The following is an 18,612-nucleotide window of genomic DNA, read 5'->3' on the forward strand; positions in this document are numbered from 1 at the left end:
TGTCCCGAGAGCCCCCTCGGGCTTCGCTCAGGGGATGCGCTTCTCCCTCGCCTCGGTCGACCTCGAGGTCCCCCGCGGCCTGTCGCTGCACGACGCACGGCACGCCGCCGCGCGGCTCACGGGAGACCCCCGGGTGACGGCCCAGGCGTGGTGGGTCGAGGGCCGCAGGCTCGACGAGGACCACGTGGCGGGGGTCGTGCCGTGGGTCCACGGCGCGCAGGTCGACCTCGGCGTCCCCGGCCCCGACCCGGTCGTGCTCGCGCACCGGGCCGGCTGGCACCTGGCCGTCGTCGACGGACCCGGGGCCGGGGAGCTCGGGGTGCCGGGGCAGGGCGCGCGCCTCGCCGTCGGGCGCGGGCTCCACGAGAGGACCGTCCCGGGGCGGCTCGGGCTCGACGACACCGGGGTCTCGCGCGAGCACGCCCTGGTGCGGCGTCGAGGCCGACGGCGGCCACGCTGGACCGTCCAGGACCTCGGGTCGGCCAACGGCACCCTCCTGCGCCGCGCCGGAGGGCGGCGCGAGCGCACCGTCGGACGCCGACCCGCACGGGTGCGCCCCGGGGACGACGTCGTGGTGGGAGAGAGCGTGCTGCGGCTGCGGTCGGCCCGGTCCGTCCCCGAGCGCGCACCCGGGGGGTCCGTGCCGCGGGGCGGGACCGGACGGGCGCTCGGCAGCGGGCAGGACACGGGCCCCGGAGATCTGGGCCACCGGTCCCCACGTCCGGTCAGCACGGCGTCCTGGCTGGTGCCCGCCCTGACCTCGATCGCCCTGGCCGCAGCGATGCGCAACCCCGTCTTCCTGCTCCTCGGCCTGGTGGGACCCCTGACCGTGCTGCTCCCCACCACCCTGCACCGCGTGAGCCGACGGCGTCGCCCTGCCGGCACGAGCCCGCCCCTGGGGTCCGACGCCCCGGGGCTGCTGGTGCACCTGGCCGGCGGGGACGGCGCCGGTGGGCACGAGCCGCTGCCTGCTCCGTGGACCGCGATGGCCCGGGAGGGCCTGGCCGTCGTGGGGCCCCCCGACCGGACGCGGGCCGTGGGACGGGCTCTCGTCGCGGGCGCCCTGGCCGCCGGGCCCACCGAGCTCACCCTGCTGCACCCTGCCACCGCCGATCCGCACTGGGCCTGGGCGCGGTGGCTCGCCCCGAGGCTCGGCGGCTCGGGCGACGACTCCCCCGGACCGGACGGCGTCCGCGTGGCCCGGACACCGACCGAGGCCGCGGCGGTCCTCCAGCGGGACGTCCCCAGCCCGCACCTCGTGGTGGCCGACCAGTCCCCACGAGCTCGGCCCGCCCTGCACCGGTGGTGGCTCGACCGGCACCGGGCGCAGGACTCGGTGCTCCTGCTCGCCGAGCATCCCGAGCAGGTGCCGGGCTGGTGCCGGTGGGTCCTGCAGGTCGACGGACCCGGCCGGGGACGGCTCGCGGGCCCCGTCTCGGAGACGGCCGTGGACCTGGTCGCCGGGACGGCGACGTGGGCCGAGCGGGTCGCACGCCGCCTCGCCGTGCGTGGGGACGAGCAGGAGGGGACGGCGAGCGGCCGCGGGACCGACCTGCCGACGCGCGTGGGCCTGGTCGACCTCGACCTGCCGGACCGCCCCGAGGGGATCGCGGCGCGGTGGGCCACGCCGCGCGCCGGGCTCGTCGCACCGCTGGGAACCGGTGCCACCGGTCAGGTGACCGTGGACCTCGTCACCGACGGTCCGCACGCCCTCGTCGCCGGGACCACGGGGGCCGGCAAGTCCGAGCTCCTGCAGTCCCTCGTCCTCGGGCTCGCGCTCAGCCACCCGCCCGACCGGCTCTCGATCGTCCTGGTGGACTACAAGGGCGGCACAGGGCTGGGCCCGTGCCCGGACCTGCCCCACGTCGTCGGCCGGGTGACGGACCTCGACGCGACCGAGGCCGCCCGGGCCCTCGACGGCCTGCGGATCGAGCTCGGCCGCCGCAAGGCGGTGCTCGCGGCGGCCGGGGCCGCCACCCTCGAGGACCTCGACCCGCAGGACGCACCGCCCCGTCTGCTGGTGGTGGTCGACGAGCTGCGCGCGATGACCGAGGACCTGCCCGACTTCGTGCCCGGCCTGGTGCACCTCGCGGCCCAGGGACGGTCCCTGGGCATCCACCTGGTGCTCGCGACCCAGCGGCCCGCCGGGGTGGTCGACGCGCAGATGCGGGCCAACGTCTCGCTCCGGGTCGCCCTCCGGGTCGCCGACCCTGCCGACTCGACCGACCTGCTCGACGTGCCGGATGCGGCGCACCTGCCCGCCGACCGGCCGGGACGGGCGCTCCTGCGCCGTGGCCCGGCTCGACCCGAGCTCGTCCAGACGGCCTGGGCGGCGCTGGACCGGGCCGATCACGACCGCCCCCACCTCGCCGCACCCTGGTCCGCCTCCGGACCGAGGCTCCGTCCGCCCGAGGGTCGAGCGCCCCGGGACCACGCCACCTCGCTCGTCGAGGCCTGCCGGGCGGCCGCCGAGGCGACAGGCCACCGCCCCGGTCCCGCTCCCTGGCTCCCGGCCCTGCCGCAGCGGGTCGGCCTCGAGGAGCTCACCGGCCGCACCGACGACGCGTCCTGCGACGGACTCGTCCTGGGTCTGGCCGACCGACCTGCGTGGCGGAGCCGCGAGGTGGCCCGGTGGCGCGGGGACGGCGTGCTGATCGTCGCGGGACGCACCCGCTCGGGGCGCAGCACCACGCTCGCGACGCTCGCGCGCGGCGCCCTCGACGGCGGCATCACCGTGCACGCGGTCCACGGGTCCCCCGCCCCGGGCCTCCTGGGAGCGCAGCTCGCCGAGGACGCGCACCCGCTCGCGGGCACCGTGGTGGGAGCCGGGGACCCGCGCCGGGTCGCCCGGCTGCTGGCCCTGCTCCTGACGGAACCGCCGACGAGCACGTCGTCGACGGGCGAGAGCACCGCGGGAGCCGGGACGCCTCCGGACAGGCTGCTGGTGATCGACGACCTCGGCGAGGTCCAGCGCGGGCTCGAGCTGCTGCCGCGCGGGGCAGGGCTCGAGCTGCTGGACCGGGTGCTGCGCGGCGCGCGCCGGCACGGCACCGCTGTGGTGGTGGGCTGCCTCCCCCACGAGGCGACCCGGCTGGTGCCGCACGCGACGGCTCGTCTCGTCCTGCCGGTCGACGACCCCCACGACGCGGCCCTGCTCGGTGTCCCGACCGGATCCGCCGGGGCGTCCGGCACGACCTCGACGGGCCGACCAGCCCTCGGGGGCCGCGGCAGGACGGACGCCCCACCCGGGCGCGGCGTGCTGCTCGACGCGGGGGACGCCGTCGAGTGCCAGGTCGCGGTGGCTGGTCCGCCGCCCGCCCGACACCCGCCGCTTCCCGGGGGGCCCGCGCCGGTACGGCTGGCGCCCCTGCCCCTGCTGGTCCGGCTCGAGGACGTCGGTGGCCCCGACGGCGCGACGAGGTGCGCGCCGGCAGGTGAGCACGGGTCGGTGCTCCGGCGCGACCCGGCGCCCCTCGAGGTCGTCCTCGGCCTCGGGGGCGACCGCGCGACCCCCGTCCTGCTGCCGCTGCAGGACGGGGTGCTCGTCGTCGGACCTCCGGGCTCGGGGCGCACCACGGCCCTGGAGACCCTCGTCCACGGGGTCCGGGCCCTGGGCTGGGCGGTCCAGGTCGGCCCGCCGCCCGCTCTCCCCGCGCCGGCCGACGCCGGGCACCTCGGGACCGGTCTCGGGTCGCGCACGGCCTACCTGCTGGACGACCTCGACGTCGACCTCCGGACGGACCAGCGCCTCGCCGACCACCTCGCGGCGGTGCTCAGCGGGCCACGACCACCGGTGCTGCTCGCCTCGTGCCGGACGGGAACCGCCGCGAGCGCCTTCCGCGGCCCTCTCGCCCTGCTGCGGGAGAGCTGCGTGGTGGTGCTGAGCCCCTCGAGTCCCGGCAGCGGTGAGGTCGCCGGCACGGACCTGGCGCTGGTGACGGACCCGATGCTGACCGACCACCCGGGTCGGGGAGCCGTCGCGCACCGTGGACGCACGCTGCCCGTGCAGGTGGCCCGGCAGCGACCGGGCGGGGCCGCGGGGGCTGGCGGGACCCTCGGCCCGGGCAGGCACCCGTGACGGGTGGGTCAGACGGGCTCGGGGTCCGCGACGACCTCGTGGGTGGTGTGCGCGACGACGGGCCGCGTCATGAGCAGCACGAGGATGGCCGCGGCGAGGGCCAGCAGGGGCCAGCCCCACGCGATCCCGCCCTGCAGCAGGGTCACCGCCGTGGCTCCCTGGAGCAGCTGCCACGTGATCACCGGGCCCCGTGCTCGGCGGCTGCCGGCCAGGAGGGCGCGGGCGGCGGCCACGAGCACGGCGGCGACCCCCAGCCCGAAGAGCAGCAGGAACAGCGCGACGGCCAGGACCCGGGACCCCTCGCCCACGAGCACCACGAGCCACCACAGCGAGAGGGCGGTCAGCACGGCGGCCTCGAGGAGCACGAGGACGAGCGCCACCCGCAGCACGACGGGGGCCACGGGGCGACGGGGCGCAGCGGACACATGCCGAGCCTACGGCGTGGTCGAAGCGATGTGACAAAGACCTCATCGTTATCGGCTCGAAATCTTGACGTAACCCCTTGTGCACCTCTGGGACGCGTGTGAGGCTTGTTCTCAGACGTAGGACGACCGCACGAACCCCCCACTGTCAGCCCAGTCCCCCACCGGGGGCGGGCTCGACGCGTGCCCAGAGGAGATACAGATGGATTGGCGTCACCGCGCTTCCTGCCTGGACGAGGACCCGGAGCTGTTCTTCCCCATCGGCAACACCGGCCCCGCTCTGCTCCAGATCGAGGAGGCGAAGGCTGTGTGCCGTCGCTGCCCCGTCACCGAGACCTGCCTCAAGTGGGCCCTCGAGTCCGGTCAGGACGCCGGGGTCTGGGGTGGCCTCTCCGAGGACGAGCGCCGCGCGCTCAAGCGCCGCACCGCCCGCGCCCGCCGCGCGAGCTGAGCAGGCAGCCCCTCAGCCAGCACTCCCCGACGCCCCCGGCGCCGCCCGCACAGGACGGTGCCGGGGGCGTCGTCGTGCTCAGGGCCATGGTCGGGCTCGGTCGTGCGACCCCCGACCGGGACGGGCGGCCTGCGGCTCAGACGACCGCGCGGCGCTCACGCATGTCGAGGTCCAGCAGGACCCGCGTCCCGCCCCCCTCGCGGGCCGACCAGCCGATCGAGCCCCCCAGCTCGTTGCGGACCAAGGTCTCGACGATCTGCGTGCCGAGCCCTGTCATGGGCCCGCTCGCCCCGTCGGCCAGCCCCACGCCGTCGTCGTCGATGACCACGTGCAGGTGCTGACCGCTGCGCTCGGCGACGATCTCGACGGTCCCGACCTCGCGTCCGACGAAGCCGTGCTCGACGGCGTTCGTCACCAGCTCGGTGAGGATCAGCGCCAGCGCCGTCGCCCCCTCGGCCGGGACCATGCCGAAGGTCCCCGTCCGCACCGTGCGCACCGAGGCCCCCGCCGAGGCGACGTCGGCCACGAGCCGCAGGCTGCGGTCCACGAGGCTGTCGAAGTCCACGGTCTCGTCGAGGGTCTGCGAGAGCGTCTCGTGCACCAGGGCGATGGTCGTCACGCGGCGCATCGCCTCGTCCAGGGCGTCCTTGGCCTCGGGGGAGGTCATCCGCCGACCCTGCAGGCGCAGCAGGGCCGCGACCGTCTGCAGGTTGTTCTTCACCCGGTGGTGGATCTCCCGGATGGTCGCGTCCTTGGTGATGAGCTCACGCTCGCGGCGCCGCAGCTCGGACACGTCACGGCACAGGAGCACCGCACCGATGCGCTGCCCGTCCTCGGTCATGGGCACCGCTCGCAGCGACAGGCACACCCCGCGGGCCTCGAGGTCGGTCCGCCACGGGGCCCTGCCCATGACCACCAGGGGCAGGGACTCGTCCATCGCGGTGCTGTCCTCGAGCAGGTCGGTCGTGACCTCGGCGAGGGACCTGCCCACGAGCGAGCCGAGCACGCCGAAGCGGTGGAAGCAGCTGAGGGCGTTGGGGCTCGCGTAGAGCACCTCGCCCTCGGAGTTGAGCCGGATCAACCCGTCGCCGACCCGAGGCGCCCCGCGGCGCGGTCCGGTCGGCGCGTTGGGGGCGGGGAACTCACCCCGGGAGATCATCGCGACCAGGTCGTCGGCGGCCTCGACGTAGTTGAGCTCGAGCCGGCTCGGGGTGCGGGCCCCGCCCAGGTTCGTCTGCCGGGCGACCACCGCGATGGGGCGGCCGGCGTGGACGACGGGGACGGCCTCCTCGCGCACCGCGTAGGTGCCGAACCAGCGGGGCTCGCGCGATCGCTGGATCGACACCTCGGCCAGGGCACGCTCGAGCTGGGGCCGCTGGCCCTCGGGGGCGCTGCTGCCGACGATGTCGTCGTAGTGGACGGTCGCCCCCGTCGAGGGCCGGGCCTGGGAGACCGCGACGAAGTCCCCCGAGCGGGTCGGCAGCCACAGCACGAGGTCGGCGAAGGCCAGGTCGGAGATCAGCTGCCAGTCGCCGACCAGGAGATGGAGCCACTCGACGTCGGCAGGGGCGAGGTCGGCGTGACGGGAGACCAGATCGCTCAGGGTGGACACCCTGCGAGCCTAGGCGCAGGACGCGCGCCCGACCGCCCCGCCGACGACGCAGCGCACCGCCCCACCGCTTGTTAACCTCGACCTACCTTTCCCACCCTCGGAGGCTCCGGTGCACGTGTCCGTCCAGACCACCTACGACGCCGGCATCGACGACGTGGCCGCGATGCTCGCCGACGAGGAGTTCGTGGCCACCAAGGTCCGGGCCACCGGGGCGACGTCGCAGCAGGTCGACGTCGTGGGCACCAGCGCCGAGGCCTTCACCGTGACCACCCGCCGGCACATGCCCTCGACCGACATCCCCGCGCAGTTCCGCTCCGTGGTCGGGGCGAGCGTCGAGGTCCGACAGGTCGAGGCGTGGGAAGGCCCCGAGCAGGGGGCCCGCCGCGGCACCGTGGTGGTGGAGATCACCGGGGCGCCGGTGCGGCTCTCCGGGACCATGCGCCTGGTCGGCGAGCCCGACGGCAGCACGACCCACCACGTCGAGGGCGAGCTCAAGGCCTCGGTGCCGCTCTTCGCCTCGGCCGTCGAGCAGGCGACCGCCGGGGGCATCCGTGAGGCCTTCGCGGCCGAGGGTCGCGCCGGGGCCACCTGGCTCGCGCGCTGACCCGGTGAGCCAGGTCGAGCGCCCCGGTCGTCACGCGCCCACCCTCGAGGAGGTCGCCGAGCACGCCGGGGTCTCGCGCTCGACGGCCTCGCGCGCGATCAACGGCGGGCTGAGGGTGAGCCCCGAGGCCCAGAGCGCCGTCGACCGTGCGATCGTCGCCCTCGGGTACTCGCCGAACCGTGCCGCGCGCAGCCTCGTCACCCGCCGCACCGACTCGATCGCCCTCGTGGTGCCCGAGCCCGACGAGCGCGTGCTCTCCGACCCGTACTTCGCCCGGACCCTGCAGGGGCTCAGCGCGGCCCTGACCGACACCGAGATCCAGCTCGTCCTGATCATCGCGCGGCGCGACGACGGTACCCAGCGCACCGCCCGCTACCTGCGCAACCAGCACGTCGACGGCGCCGTGGTCGTCTCCCACCACCGGGACGACTCCCTCGAGGAGGTGCTCGCCGGCTCCCGCCTGCCGTGCGTCTTCGTCGGGCGGCCGTGGCAGTCCCCCGAGACCATCCAGTACGTCGACGTCGACAACGTCCTGGGTGGGCGCCGGGCCACCGAGTACCTCGTGCAGGTCGGGTGCCGCCGGGTCGGCACCATCGCCGGGCCGCTCGACATGGCCGCCGGGGTCGACCGGCTCGCCGGCTGGCGCGAGGCCCTCGCGGCGGCCGGCCTCCCGGACCACGCCGTGGCCCGCGGGGACTTCACCTCCTCGGGCGGGGCCGCCGCGATGGAGCAGCTGCTGCGCGAGCACCCCGACGTCGACGGGGTCTTCGCCGCCTCGGACCTCATGGCGGCGGGGGCCCTCGAGGTGCTCCGGGCCCACGGCCGCGCGGTCCCCGAGGACGTGCGGCTGATCGGATTCGACGACCTGGGCGTCGCGGCCTCGACGGCTCCCCCGCTGACGACGATGAGCAACCCGGTGGTCGAGATGAGCCGGGTCGCGGCCGAGGTGCTGCTCGACCAGGTCGCCGGCCGGGCGACCTCGCACGCGCCGCGCATCTTCGGGGCCGAGGTCGTGGTGCGCGCCTCGGCCTGAACGCCCCGGGAGGGCCGGTCAGCGCACGAGCCGGACCGCGCGGATCTCCTCCTGGTGCAGGTCGGCGGCGATGAGGCGGGCCCAGTCCTCGATCTGTGGCCACGGCCGGTAGTCCCCCTCCTCGGCGCGGACCAGCGCCACCACCGCGCGCTCGGCGATCCCGAGCCCCCCCAGGTCGAGCCGACCGGCGAAGGTCCGGTGCCCCCGGGCCCCGAGCCGGGCCATCACCGAGGCGATCTCCTCCGGATCGCCCTGCGGCGCGAGCGGCGCCCCCACCGGGCCCGAGGAGAACAGCCAGACCGGCCGACGAGACAGGCCGTGCGCGAGCCGGTCCACCAGCGCGCGGGCCGAGGCGGCCCAGCGTCCGACGTACACGGCCGAGCCCAGGACCACGGCATCCACCCCCTCGAGGCTCTCGACGTCCTCCGGGTCCGCGATCTCGACCACGTGCCCCGCACGGCGGAGCACCTCGGCGATCGCGTCGCCGACCTCCCTGGTCGCGCCGTGCCGCGAGGCCACCGTCACGAGAACTCTCATCTCCGTACCCCCGCACCAGACCGTCCCCACGACCACCGCGGTCCGGGGTGACGGGTCGCTCGTCACCGGCGACCCCTCCAGACTCAGGCACCGGGAGCACGAGCGCCTGGGCCGCAGGTCCCGCACACTGGGCCGATGAGCACCGCGATCCCCACCATCGACCTGCGCTCCCCCACGGGGCCCGTGACCATCCCGCTCCTCGGCCTGGGCACGTGGCAGTCCGAGGGCGACGACTGCTACCGCGCCGTGCGGCACGCCCTCGACGCCGGCTACCGGCACATCGACACCGCGACGGGGTACCAGAACGAGGACCAGGTCGGTCGCGGCCTGGCGGAGGCATCGGTCCCACGGGCCGACGTCTTCGTGACCACGAAGCTGCCGCCCGACGCCGCGGGTCGCGAGCGCGAGACCCTCGCCCAGAGCCTGCGCCTGCTCGGTACCGACCACGTCGATCTCTGGCTCGTGCACTGGCCACCGAACAAGCAGGCCACGCCGAGCACCTGGGAGGCCTTCCGCGAGCTCCGCGACGAGGGCCTGGCACGCGCGATCGGCGTGAGCAACTACTCGATCGCCCAGATCGACGAGCTGATCGAGGCCACCGGGGAGGCCCCCGCGATCAACCAGATCCCGTGGAGCCCGAGCGACTTCGACGCCGACCTGCTGGCCGCTCATCGCGAGCGCGGGATCGCCGTCGAGGGGTACAGCCCGTTCAAGCGGACCGACGCCGAGAGCCCGGTGCTCACCGAGATCGCCCGGGCCCACGGCCGGACCGTCCAGCAGGTGGTCCTGCAGTGGCACCTGGCGCACGAGGTCGTGGTGATCCCCAAGTCGGTCACCCCCGAGCGCATCGACGCGAACCTCGACGCTCTCGTCGACCTGACCGACGAGGAGCTCGCACGGATCGACGCCCTCGGTTCGTGAACCGCGCGCTCTCGTGGGGCGGTCGTCGTCGCCTCCTGATCCTCGCCGCCGCCGTGGCTCTGGCCGTCCTGGTCGGGGTCGTGGCGGCGGTGCAGGTTCGCGCCTCCCAGGCCGAGAACCGGACCGAGGCCGTGGCCACGACCCCGACGACCACCCCTCAGGTCACCTCGACCGAGGACGCCGAGGCGGAGGCCGCACGGCTCGCGGCCCTCGAGGAGGCTCGGGCCGAGGCCGAGGCCGCAGCGGCTGCCGAGGCGGAGGCGGCCGCTGCGGCTGAGCGAGCCGCCGCCGAGGAGGCCGCGCAGGAGGCGGCCGCCCAGGCCGAGGCCGAGGAGGCCGCACAGGCCGAGGCGGCCGCTGCCGCCCAAGCCCACGCCGAGGCCCAGGCCCAGGCCGCCGCCGGCCACGCGTCGACCTGGCCCGCCGAGGGGGCAGCCCCGGACTGCGGGGGCCCCGAGTCCTACGAGCCGCCCCAGGACGACGGCACGGCCTTCTTCACCTCGACCCCGACCGAGGCCGGCGACGGCTCGAACGGCAACATCCCGCGTGCGCAGATGGCCGCGCTCTCCTGGTGCACCGACTCCCGCGGCAACCACCAGTGGTTGCGCAGCGACGCGGCGGCCGCGGCGACCAGGCTCAACGAGGCCTACCGGGCGACCTTCGGCGAGAACATGGCGATCGACCTGAGCTATCGCTCGTACGCCGACCAGGTCGCGATCCGGGAGCACTACGGCACGATCGCCGCCCTGCCCGGCACCTCGAACCACGGCTGGGGCACCGCCTTCGACCTGTGGGAGTGGGAGGCTCACGGCTTCGGCTCGGCGCGCTACACCTGGCTCGTGGAGAACGCCCCGGCCTACGGCTGGGTCGCCCCCGGGTGGGCCCGTCAGAACGGCTCGAACCCCGAGTACTGGCACTTCGAGTACGTCGGCTGACCTGCTGGCACGCCACCACGGTCGCTGCCTCGACCGGGGCTCCCACGACCGCGCTGGCGCGTCCCCGGGCCGGTCCACGACAGGGGTGACACAGTGGGCTCGGGTCCGACGGCGTCCCCGGCGGATCTCGGCACCCCTTGGCCCACCCGTCACCAGGAGAGCGCACCGATGACCGACCACACCTCCGTCGCGGACGTCGTCCCGGACGTCGCCCCCGCAGACCTCGCCGTGCCCACCCGCGACGGCCCTCTCGCGACCGCGCAGGCCCAGCTCGCGAACGCCGTCGAGCGGTTGGGGTACGACCCCGGGATGCACGCGATGCTCGGGACCTCACGGCGTGAGATCAACGTCGCGATCCCGTTGCGCCGCGACGACGGCTCGACCGAGCTGTTCCACGGCTTCCGGGTGCAGCACAACGTCTCGCGAGGGCCCGGCAAGGGCGGGCTGCGCTTCCACCCCTCGGTCGACGTCGACGAGGTCCGGGCCCTGGCGATGTGGATGACCTGGAAGTGCGCCGTGGTCGAGCTCCCGTACGGGGGCGCCAAGGGTGGGGTGGCTATCGACCCCCGGCACTACTCCCAGGGCGAGCTGGAGCGGGTCACCCGCCGCTACACCAGCGAGATCATGCCCATGATCGGCCCCGAGCGGGACATCATGGCCCCGGACGTCGGCACCGACGCGCAGACCATGGCCTGGGTCATGGACACCTACTCGGTCAACAAGGGCTACACGATCCCGGGGGTCGTGACCGGCAAGCCCCTCGAGGTGGGCGGGTCGCTCGGCCGGGCGACCGCGACCTCCCGCGGGGTGGTGCACTGCGTGGTCGCCGCCCTCGCCGAGCACGGCAAGACCCTCGACGACGTGAGCGCCGCGGTCCAGGGCTTCGGCAAGGTCGGGTCGCACGCCGCGGTCTTCCTCGCGGAGGGCGGGGCACGGGTCGAGGCCGTGAGCGACCAGTACGGCGGGGTGCACCGGTCCGGGGGTCTGGACCTGCCCCGGCTGATGGCCCACGTCGAGCGGACCGGCTCGGTGGTCGACTTCGACGGCGGCGAACCGATCGACAACACAGCCCTGCTGGCCCTCGACGTCGACGTCCTGGTGCCGGCCGCGGTCGAGGGCGTGCTCGACGCCGAGACCGCAGGCCAGGTGCAGGCCCGGTGGGTCGTCGAGGGCGCCAACGGCCCGACCACCCCCGACGGCGACCGGGTGCTGGCCGACCGGGGCGTGGTCGTGGTGCCGGACATCCTGGCCAACGCCGGGGGCGTGGTCGTCTCCTACTTCGAGTGGGTGCAGGCCCAGCAGGCCTACTGGTGGACCGAGACCGAGATCGAGCAGCGGCTCGCCGAGCGCATGGCGATGGCCTTCGAGAGCGTCGGCAAGACCGCGCGGCACCGGGACCTCTCCCTGCGCGACGCCGCCCTCCTGCTCAGCGTGCAGCGCGTCGCCACCGCCCACCAGACCCGGGGCCTGTACCCCTGACCCACGAGGTGCGGAACGGGGGCGCGGGGGTGAGGGTGGTCACATGGACCTCACGGGCGCAGCGCGCCACCCCCTCTGGGCGGACACGGCACCGGCCGGGCACGCCACCCCGCACCGCCCGCTCGACGGCGACCTGACCTGCGAGGTCGCCGTGGTCGGCGCCGGCATCGTCGGGCTGACCCTCGCGGTCGAGCTCGCCCGGGCCGGTCGCCGGGTGGTCGTGCTCGAGGCGCGGCACGTCGGCGCGGGGACCACCGGAGGATCCTCGGCGAAGGTGAGCCTGGCCCAGGGCACCCGGTTCAGCGAGCTCGGCCGCCACCACGGGACCGACGTCCTGACCCGGTACGCCCAGGCGAACCTCGCCGGGCAGCGCTGGGTCCGCGCCCACGCCGAGGCCACCGGTGTCGAGCACGCCGTGCGTGACGGCATCACCTACGCGACCAGCCCCGAGGGCCGCTCCACCCTGGAGGGGGAGGTCGCCGCGATGCGCTCGGCGGGCCTCGAGGTCGAGCTCCTCGAGGACGCCGGTCTGCCCTTCGCCACGACCGGGGCGCTCCGGGTCGCCGGCCAGCTGCAGATCGACCCGCAGGCCTACCTCCACACCGTCCTCGGTCATGCCCTCGCGGCCGGGGTGCGGGTGCACGCCGGGACCCGGGTCGACGGCGTGAGCACCGGCTCGCCCCGTGAGGTGCGCTGCTCGACGGCGACCGGACGGGCCAGGGTCCGGGCCGACCACGTCGTGATCGCGGCCGGCTCGCCCCTGCTGGACCGGTCGGGCTTCTTCGCCCGGCTGGAGGCGGAGCGCTCGCACTGCATCGCGGTCCGCGTGGCAGGTCCACGGCCCGAGGGCATGTACCTCTCGGTCGACTCCCCCAGCCGGACCGTGCGCCAGGCCGGGCAGGACCTCCTCGTGGTCGGCGGCAACGGCCACCCCACCGGCCGCGCGCAGGACGTCGGGTCGCGGGTCGAGGACCTTGAGCGCTGGGCCGTCGAGCACCTCGGGGCGGTGCAGACGACCCACCGCTGGGCGGCCCAGGACTACCGGACCACCGACGGGCTGCCCTTCGTCGGGCGCTACGAGCCGTGGTCGACCGACCTGTGGGTCGCCACGGGCTTCGCCAAGTGGGGCATGACCGCGGGGACCGCGGCAGCCCTCGCCCTGCACGCGCAGCTCGAGGGCCGGACCGAGGACTGGGCCCAGGACTGGGACCCGTGGCGCACCGACGTGGCCGCCCAGGCCCCTCGCGCGGCATCGATCAACGGTCTCGTCGCCCGCGAGCTGACGGTCGGCTGGGCCCAGGCCATGAGCTCCCCCGCCCCGGACCCCGCCGAGGTCGGCGAGGGTCAGGGCGCCGTCGGCCGCGAGGGGCTCCGCCCCGTGGCCGTGTCCCGGGTCGACGGCGAGGTGCGCACCGTGAGCGCCATCTGCCCGCACCTGGGCGGGGTGCTCGCCTGGAACGACGGCGAGCGCAGCTGGGACTGCCCGTTGCACGGCTCTCGGTTCGGGGCCGACGGCAGCCGCCTGGAGGGGCCTGCCCGCTGCGGCCTCGCGCGGCTCGACCCTCGATGACGGGGGTGAGGGCGTCGACCCCCATCACGCGACGCGCACCCTAGGCTGACCTCCATGACCGAGACCGCGCCCCGCCGGACCACCTACGTGCTCGTCGACGGGGAGAACATCGACGCGACCCTGGGCGGGTCGATCCTGGGGGCCCGCCCGGCCCCCGAGGAGCGCCCCCGGTGGGAGCGGGTGCTCGAGTTCGCCCGCACGGTGTGGGACGCCGACGAGGTCAAGGGACTCTTCTTCCTCAACGCGTCGAACGGCTCGATGCCGATGCCCTTCGTGCAGGCCCTCGTCGCGATCGGCTTCCAGCCGATCCCGCTGTCCGGCGCCTCGTACGAGAAGGTCGTCGACATCGGCATCCAGCGCACCCTCGACGTCCTCGCGGACCGGGGGGAGGACAGCGGGGACGTGCTGCTGGCCAGCCACGACGGCGACTTCACCCCGCACATGGCCGCCCTCCTGGGGCCCTCCCGCCGCGTCGGCCTGCTCGGCTTCACCGAGCTCGTCAGCAGCTCGCTGCAGCACCTCGCCGAGGGCGGTCTCGAGATCTACGACCTCGAGACCGACGTGCACGCCTTCAACGTGCAGCTGCCGCGCCTGCGGATCATCTCCCTCGCCGAGTTCGACCCCGCGCGCTACCTCTGAGCGGCCACCCCGGGACGGACCGCAGCCGCCGGCCCTCCTAGCGCCGTCGTACCCGCGCGTGCACGGTCGCCACCAGCACGACGGCCGCGGCCACCCCGGCGGCGACGGCGGCCACGGTCGACTCGAGCTCCCCCGTGGCGCGGGCGATCGCGATCCACGCCAGGCCCCAGGTCATCGCCGCACCGATCGCGAGGCGCCCCCGGGTCGCGACCGCGAGCCCGACGCCGACCGCCGCGGCCACCGCCAGCACGAGGACCGTCCAGACCTCGGGCCCGAGCACCAGCTCGGTGTACCCGGCCGAGGTGAGCACCGCCGCGACGTTCGCCACGGTCGCGACCGAGACCCAGCCGAGGTAGAGGCCCATGGTCCCGTCGGTGACGACGGTGTCGACCAGGCCGCGCGCCGGCACCCTCTCGAGCCGCAGGAGGAGCGCGACGAGGGTCACCAGCAGCAGCACGATCACCGGGACGCTCAGGCCGAGCAGGCCGAGCTGCACCACCGTGATCCAGGCTGCGTTGAGCAGCATCGAGAGCAGCACCAGCCACCCGATCCGGCGCTGCCGGGCATCGGCCCGCTGCGCGGGCAGGGCCTGCCAGACCGCGTAGGCCAGCAGCCCGGTGTAGATCACCGACCAGATCGAGAAGGCGGGCCCGCCCGGGGCGACGAGGGTCGCGTCCGCCGCGAGGGCGCCGTCGCCCACCGAGGTCTGGTCCTCGCCCCCCGTGGCCCCCGAGCCCACGAAGGCCGCGGCGATCGCGACCAGGGAGCCGATCAGCACGACCACCTGCCTCACGAGGTCGGTGCCGGTCGCAGACTGCGTCTGGGTGCTCATCCCCCCATGATCGCCGCGGTCGACGTCGCGCGCACGGCGGGCGACCGCGCCGAGGCAGGGTTGATGTGATGCACGTAACATCGGATACTGACTCCACCGGATGCGCACCGCTCCGGCCAGGGTTAATTTTCTTCCACTCCTGAAGCCGTCGCGAGAGCGGCGGCCGGCCTCCGGGCCGACGGCGACCGCCACACCCTGTGCGGGTGAGACGGCGCCCTCCGCCCCCGCTCGCCTCGCTGCGAGCGGGGGCGCAACATGTCCGGCGAGGACCACCGCAGGAGGACACGATGGCAGCGGGCCAGGACGAGGCAGCGGCCGGCCCGACGCTCGACGGTCGGCACGAGTCGCCGATCGAACGTCTCGACCGGCACTGGTCGGAGATCCTCCACGAGCTGCGCGTCGCCCGGACCGGGATCGACGACGACGGGGCCGGGTGGTTCGTGCTGCCTGCGGTGCTCGGGCGGCGGGCTCAGGCCGGTGTGGACCGTTCCGAGGCCGAGAACACCGGCGCAGGTCGACCCAGCAGGTAGCCCTGGACCATCTCGCAGCCCGCCTCACGCAGGAGGGCGAGCTGGGCGGGCTCCTCGACACCCTCGGCGATCACCTCGATGCCGAGCTCGCGCGCGAGCGCCACGACACCCCGGACCAGCGCCAGCGAGGCTGCGTGGTCGGGCAGGCCCGCGATGAAGCTCCGATCGATCTTGATCTGGTCCACCGGCAGGGACTGCAGCCAGGCGAGGGTCGAGAACCCCGTGCCGAAGTCGTCCAGGGAGATCCGGACGCCGATCTGACGCAGCTCGACCAGACGCTCGATCACGCCGGGCAGGTCGGACAATGACCGGCTCTCGACGACCTCGAGGTGCAGACGGTCCGAGGTGAGCCCGTTGCGGCTCAGCGCCTGCCGCACGGTCGGGACCAGGCGAGGGTCCACGAGGGTGGCTCCCGCCAGGTTCACCGCGACCCGCAGCGGCTCTACCGGCAGCGCCTCTGCCGCGGGCTCGCCCGCCCCTGCGCGCGACCACCCGGCCAGGGCCTCGCAGGCCGCTCCCACCGCCCACAGGTCGAGCTCGGTGACCAGTCCCGCCTCCTCGGCCAGGGGCAGGAAGGCCGCCGGGGCCAGCAGCCCGAGACGGGGGTGAGCCCACCGGATCAGGGCCTCCGCACCCACCACGGCGTCTCCGGTCCCGGGCGAGACGTCGACGACCGGCTGGAAGAACAGACGAAGCTGCCCGGCCTCGACCGCCTGGCTGAGCTCGGCCTCGAGGGACGGGGCACCCCGGCGCGGGTCCAGCTCACCGGCCAGGAGCACCTGGTTGCGACCGCGCTGCTTGGCCTCGTACATCGCTGCGTCCGCGGCAGCCAGCAGCCGGTCCCCTCGCCCGTCGGCCCCCACGTGGACGGCGACACCGACGCTCGCCGTCGTCCTGACCTCGTGCCCGTCGACCCGGAACGGGTGGTCCAGGCCCGCCACGAGGCGCGCCGCGACGGTCAGGGCGTGCTCGTCGTCGTCGACCCCGTGCAGCAGGACCGCGAACTCGTCGCCGCTGAGACGGCCCACGACGTCACCCGGGCGCAGCTCCCCGCGCAGACGAGCGGCGACCTGCCGGAGCAGCTCGTCCCCGGCGGCGTGACCGTGCTGGTCGTTCACGTGCTTGAAGTTGTCCAGGTCGCAGAAGAGCACCGCGGTGCCTTGACCGGGTTCTGCCCGGCGCAGGGACTCGTCCAGGCTCCGGCTGAACAGGACGCGGTTGGGCACGCCCGTCAGCGCGTCGTGCAGGGCCTGGTGGCTGACCCGCGAGAGCAGGCGCGCGTTCTGGAGGGCGGTCGCCGTCTGGTCCCCGACCCCGGAGATGCGGGCCATCGCCTCGGCCCCGACCGCGAGCCGGTCGGCGGGCGTCGCCCAGCTGGCGATCGCCACCCCCATGAAGCTGTCCCCGGCGACGAGGGGGGCCACCACGACGCTGCGTGAGCCGACCCGGTCCAGCAGCGCGCCGAGGCGAGGGCTGGCGTCCTGCGCGTCGATCACGAGGAGGTCGTGCCGGGTGAGGATGTCGGTGAGCTCGGGGGTGTCGTCCGGACGCAGCCGGGTGCCCATGATCTCCAGGGCCTCGTGCTCCTCGTGCCCCGTGGTCGCCGCCGCGCGCAGGATCCCCTCGGAGGGCTCCCACATCCACACCCCGCCGGACTGGCACCCGACGATCCCGGGCATGGCGTCGGTGACCACGCGCGCCACGGCATCGGCGTCGGTCGCGGCGGCGAGCTGATGGGCGAGGTCCAGGAGCGCGGTGGCCCGGCTCGCCTCGCGACGGCTGCCGTCCAGCGCCGTCAGCAGGTCCAGCGCGGCGGCGGCGTGCCGGGCGTAGGCCTCGAGCAGGTGCTCGTCCGCGGCGAGCGGGCGGTGGCCCTCGGAGTAGATGGCGGCGAGCCGCCCGTGGTGCCGGCGCGTGGAGGTCACGTCGACCACGACGGCTGCCTGCCCGAGGGACTCGCCACGGCTCAGCGCTGCGGCGAGCTCCTCGGCCCGCTCGGGGCTCAGGCCGCGGGCGTGGACCACGGGCCCCGCCCCGGTGGCCGGGTCCCCGTGGGCGACGAGCAGGTAGGAGGGGGCCAGGACGGCTGTCGCCGCGCGGTCCACGATGCGCTCGAGCACGGTGTGCACGTCGTCGCTGCTGACCAGGTCGCTCGAGGCGCGCTGGAGCTCCTCGAGCTGGCCCCGCAGGGCGGCCAGCTCGACGTCGGCCGACCGGGCCGAGCGCTCGGAACGGGACCTGTCGAACCAGCGCCGGGGACGTGTCCACGAGATCTGGAACTCGCACTGCTCGTGCCCGTCGGCCTGGCAGGTGCTCTGGACGATGCGGGCCAGGGGCTGGCCGAAGATCTGCGGCACGGCGGCGAGCATCCCCTGCACGAGCTCGCAGTCCAGCCGCGAGCGCAGGTGCTCACCCTTGGTACGCAGGTGGACCACGGCCGAGGTGGTGGTGCTGGAGACCACCTCCATCTCGGAGCGGGTCGTGAACTTGGGCAGGGCACGGGGCACCTGCCGGTAGACCTCACGCGGGTTGCCCAAGGACCGCAGGAGCCCGACGAGGGCTGGCTGCAGACCGTTGTCCAGCGCGTGCACCCCGACGGCGAAGACGGTTCCCTCGCCGAGGACGGCGGTCGCAGCCTCGAACAGTCGCGTGCGGACCTCGTGCGCGAACCAGCTCGCACCGTCCTCGAGCTCGCTCAACGACTGCGGCACCCCGGCCAGGCGCAGCACCTCGGCCACCGCCTCGTCACCGCCCTGGGTCCGGACATGGCCCAGCAGCAGGGTCGTGGTGGCCCCGGAGGTCTCTCGCGCGTCGTTGGTCATCTCGACCTGGTGATCGACCTCGCGAGGCCGATGTGAAGGAGTTCGACCGCTCCGCGTCGGGCGACCCCGCGACCAGGCCTGGGCAGGGCGCGGGGCCGGAGGTCCCACCCGCGCCCCCTGGCCGCCTGCCTACGCTGCAGGACGACC

General features: G+C 75.1%; 15 protein-coding genes. 10 read left to right on the forward strand and 5 right to left on the reverse strand.

All coding sequences use genetic code 11. From position 1 onward, the window contains the following. Window positions 1-34: 34 nt before the first annotated feature. Window positions 35-4,078 (forward strand): FtsK/SpoIIIE domain-containing protein, encoded by a 4,044-nt coding sequence (locus J4G33_RS04095; protein ID WP_208054576.1) that lies wholly within the window; start codon window positions 35-37, stop codon window positions 4,076-4,078. Between the two features lie 8 nt (window positions 4,079-4,086). On the opposite strand, the gene J4G33_RS04100 is transcribed toward J4G33_RS04095, so the two are convergent. Next, complete coding sequence (locus J4G33_RS04100) at window positions 4,087-4,503, reverse strand: hypothetical protein (RefSeq protein ID WP_208054577.1); 417 nt, start codon at window positions 4,501-4,503, stop codon at window positions 4,087-4,089. Window positions 4,504-4,702: 199 nt separating this feature from the next. Between J4G33_RS04100 and J4G33_RS04105 the strand changes: the two genes are divergently transcribed. Beyond that, a complete protein-coding gene (locus J4G33_RS04105; RefSeq protein ID WP_208054578.1) occupies window positions 4,703-4,951 on the forward strand; it encodes a WhiB family transcriptional regulator in 249 nt (82 codons plus the stop codon). A 136-nt stretch (window positions 4,952-5,087) separates the two neighbouring features. Here J4G33_RS04105 and J4G33_RS04110 read toward each other — a convergent pair whose 3' ends face one another. Beyond that, window positions 5,088-6,563: a sensor histidine kinase gene (locus J4G33_RS04110; protein WP_307793731.1), complete on the reverse strand. Its 1,476-nt coding sequence runs from the start codon at window positions 6,561-6,563 to the stop codon at window positions 5,088-5,090. 115 nt (window positions 6,564-6,678) lie between these two features. Between J4G33_RS04110 and J4G33_RS04115 the strand changes: the two genes are divergently transcribed. Both J4G33_RS04115 and J4G33_RS04120 read left to right on the forward strand, forming a co-directional pair. Then, window positions 6,679-7,167, forward strand: coding sequence for a DUF2505 domain-containing protein (locus tag J4G33_RS04115; protein ID WP_307793732.1), 489 nt, complete (start codon window positions 6,679-6,681; stop codon window positions 7,165-7,167). A 4-nt stretch (window positions 7,168-7,171) separates the two neighbouring features. Then, window positions 7,172-8,200 (forward strand): LacI family DNA-binding transcriptional regulator, encoded by a 1,029-nt coding sequence (locus J4G33_RS04120; protein WP_208054580.1) that lies wholly within the window; start codon window positions 7,172-7,174, stop codon window positions 8,198-8,200. 18 nt (window positions 8,201-8,218) lie between these two features. Here the strand turns inward: J4G33_RS04120 and J4G33_RS04125 are convergent, their stop codons facing one another. Next, window positions 8,219-8,737: a flavodoxin domain-containing protein gene (locus J4G33_RS04125; protein ID WP_208054581.1), complete on the reverse strand. Its 519-nt coding sequence runs from the start codon at window positions 8,735-8,737 to the stop codon at window positions 8,219-8,221. 135 nt (window positions 8,738-8,872) lie between these two features. Between J4G33_RS04125 and J4G33_RS04130 the strand changes: the two genes are divergently transcribed. From J4G33_RS04130 to J4G33_RS04150, 5 genes are all read left to right on the forward strand, one after another. Then, on the forward strand, window positions 8,873-9,658 hold the full coding sequence (locus tag J4G33_RS04130) for an aldo/keto reductase (protein ID WP_208054582.1): 786 nt from the start codon (window positions 8,873-8,875) through the stop codon (window positions 9,656-9,658). After that, entirely contained in the window at window positions 9,655-10,593 is a 939-nt protein-coding gene (locus J4G33_RS17715; protein WP_208054583.1) for a M15 family metallopeptidase, read from the forward strand. The genes J4G33_RS04130 and J4G33_RS17715 overlap by 4 nt, the downstream gene beginning before the upstream one ends. Before the next feature lie 168 nt (window positions 10,594-10,761). Next, complete coding sequence (locus tag J4G33_RS04140) at window positions 10,762-12,072, forward strand: Glu/Leu/Phe/Val family dehydrogenase (RefSeq protein ID WP_208054584.1); 1,311 nt, start codon at window positions 10,762-10,764, stop codon at window positions 12,070-12,072. A gap of 43 nt (window positions 12,073-12,115) precedes the next feature. After that, window positions 12,116-13,642, forward strand: a complete 1,527-nt coding sequence (locus J4G33_RS04145; protein ID WP_208054585.1) for an FAD-dependent oxidoreductase — start codon at window positions 12,116-12,118, stop codon at window positions 13,640-13,642. A gap of 54 nt (window positions 13,643-13,696) precedes the next feature. After that, the gene (locus tag J4G33_RS04150; RefSeq protein ID WP_208054586.1) at window positions 13,697-14,281 is read left to right on the forward strand and encodes an NYN domain-containing protein; all 585 of its coding nucleotides are present in this window, start codon (window positions 13,697-13,699) and stop codon (window positions 14,279-14,281) included. A gap of 37 nt (window positions 14,282-14,318) precedes the next feature. Here J4G33_RS04150 and J4G33_RS04155 read toward each other — a convergent pair whose 3' ends face one another. Continuing rightward, window positions 14,319-15,113 carry a TspO-related membrane protein gene (locus tag J4G33_RS04155; protein WP_208054587.1) on the reverse strand — a complete coding sequence of 265 codons (795 nt, stop codon included), beginning with the start codon at window positions 15,111-15,113 and terminating at the stop codon, window positions 14,319-14,321. A 287-nt stretch (window positions 15,114-15,400) separates the two neighbouring features. Between J4G33_RS04155 and J4G33_RS04160 the strand changes: the two genes are divergently transcribed. Beyond that, window positions 15,401-15,643, forward strand: a complete 243-nt coding sequence (locus tag J4G33_RS04160; RefSeq protein WP_208054588.1) for a DUF6328 family protein — start codon at window positions 15,401-15,403, stop codon at window positions 15,641-15,643. Here the strand turns inward: J4G33_RS04160 and J4G33_RS04165 are convergent. Then, window positions 15,583-18,465 (reverse strand): EAL domain-containing protein, encoded by a 2,883-nt coding sequence (locus tag J4G33_RS04165; protein ID WP_208054589.1) that lies wholly within the window; start codon window positions 18,463-18,465, stop codon window positions 15,583-15,585. The genes J4G33_RS04160 and J4G33_RS04165 overlap by 61 nt on opposite strands. Window positions 18,466-18,612 lie beyond the last annotated feature (147 nt).

Origin of the sequence: Actinotalea soli (genome assembly GCF_017565425.1) — a bacterium.
Classification (GTDB): Bacteria; Actinomycetota; Actinomycetes; order Actinomycetales; family Cellulomonadaceae; genus Actinotalea; species Actinotalea soli.

Bases quoted from the DNA above. Each gene is read 5' to 3' on its own strand.
- J4G33_RS04165 (WP_208054589.1), bottom strand. From the start codon at position 18,465: ATGACCAACGACGCGCGAGAGACCTCCGGGGCCACCACGACCCTGCTG.
- J4G33_RS04155 (WP_208054587.1), bottom strand. From the start codon at position 15,113: ATGAGCACCCAGACGCAGTCTGCGACCGGCACCGACCTCGTGAGGCAG.
- J4G33_RS04160 (WP_208054588.1), top strand. From the start codon at position 15,401: ATGGCAGCGGGCCAGGACGAGGCAGCGGCCGGCCCGACGCTCGACGGT.
- J4G33_RS04150 (WP_208054586.1), top strand. From the start codon at position 13,697: ATGACCGAGACCGCGCCCCGCCGGACCACCTACGTGCTCGTCGACGGG.
- J4G33_RS04095 (WP_208054576.1), top strand. From the start codon at position 35: ATGCGCTTCTCCCTCGCCTCGGTCGACCTCGAGGTCCCCCGCGGCCTG.
- J4G33_RS04145 (WP_208054585.1), top strand. From the start codon at position 12,116: ATGGACCTCACGGGCGCAGCGCGCCACCCCCTCTGGGCGGACACGGCA.
- J4G33_RS04130 (WP_208054582.1), top strand. From the start codon at position 8,873: ATGAGCACCGCGATCCCCACCATCGACCTGCGCTCCCCCACGGGGCCC.
- J4G33_RS04140 (WP_208054584.1), top strand. From the start codon at position 10,762: ATGACCGACCACACCTCCGTCGCGGACGTCGTCCCGGACGTCGCCCCC.
- J4G33_RS04125 (WP_208054581.1), bottom strand. From the start codon at position 8,737: ATGAGAGTTCTCGTGACGGTGGCCTCGCGGCACGGCGCGACCAGGGAG.
- J4G33_RS04105 (WP_208054578.1), top strand. From the start codon at position 4,703: ATGGATTGGCGTCACCGCGCTTCCTGCCTGGACGAGGACCCGGAGCTG.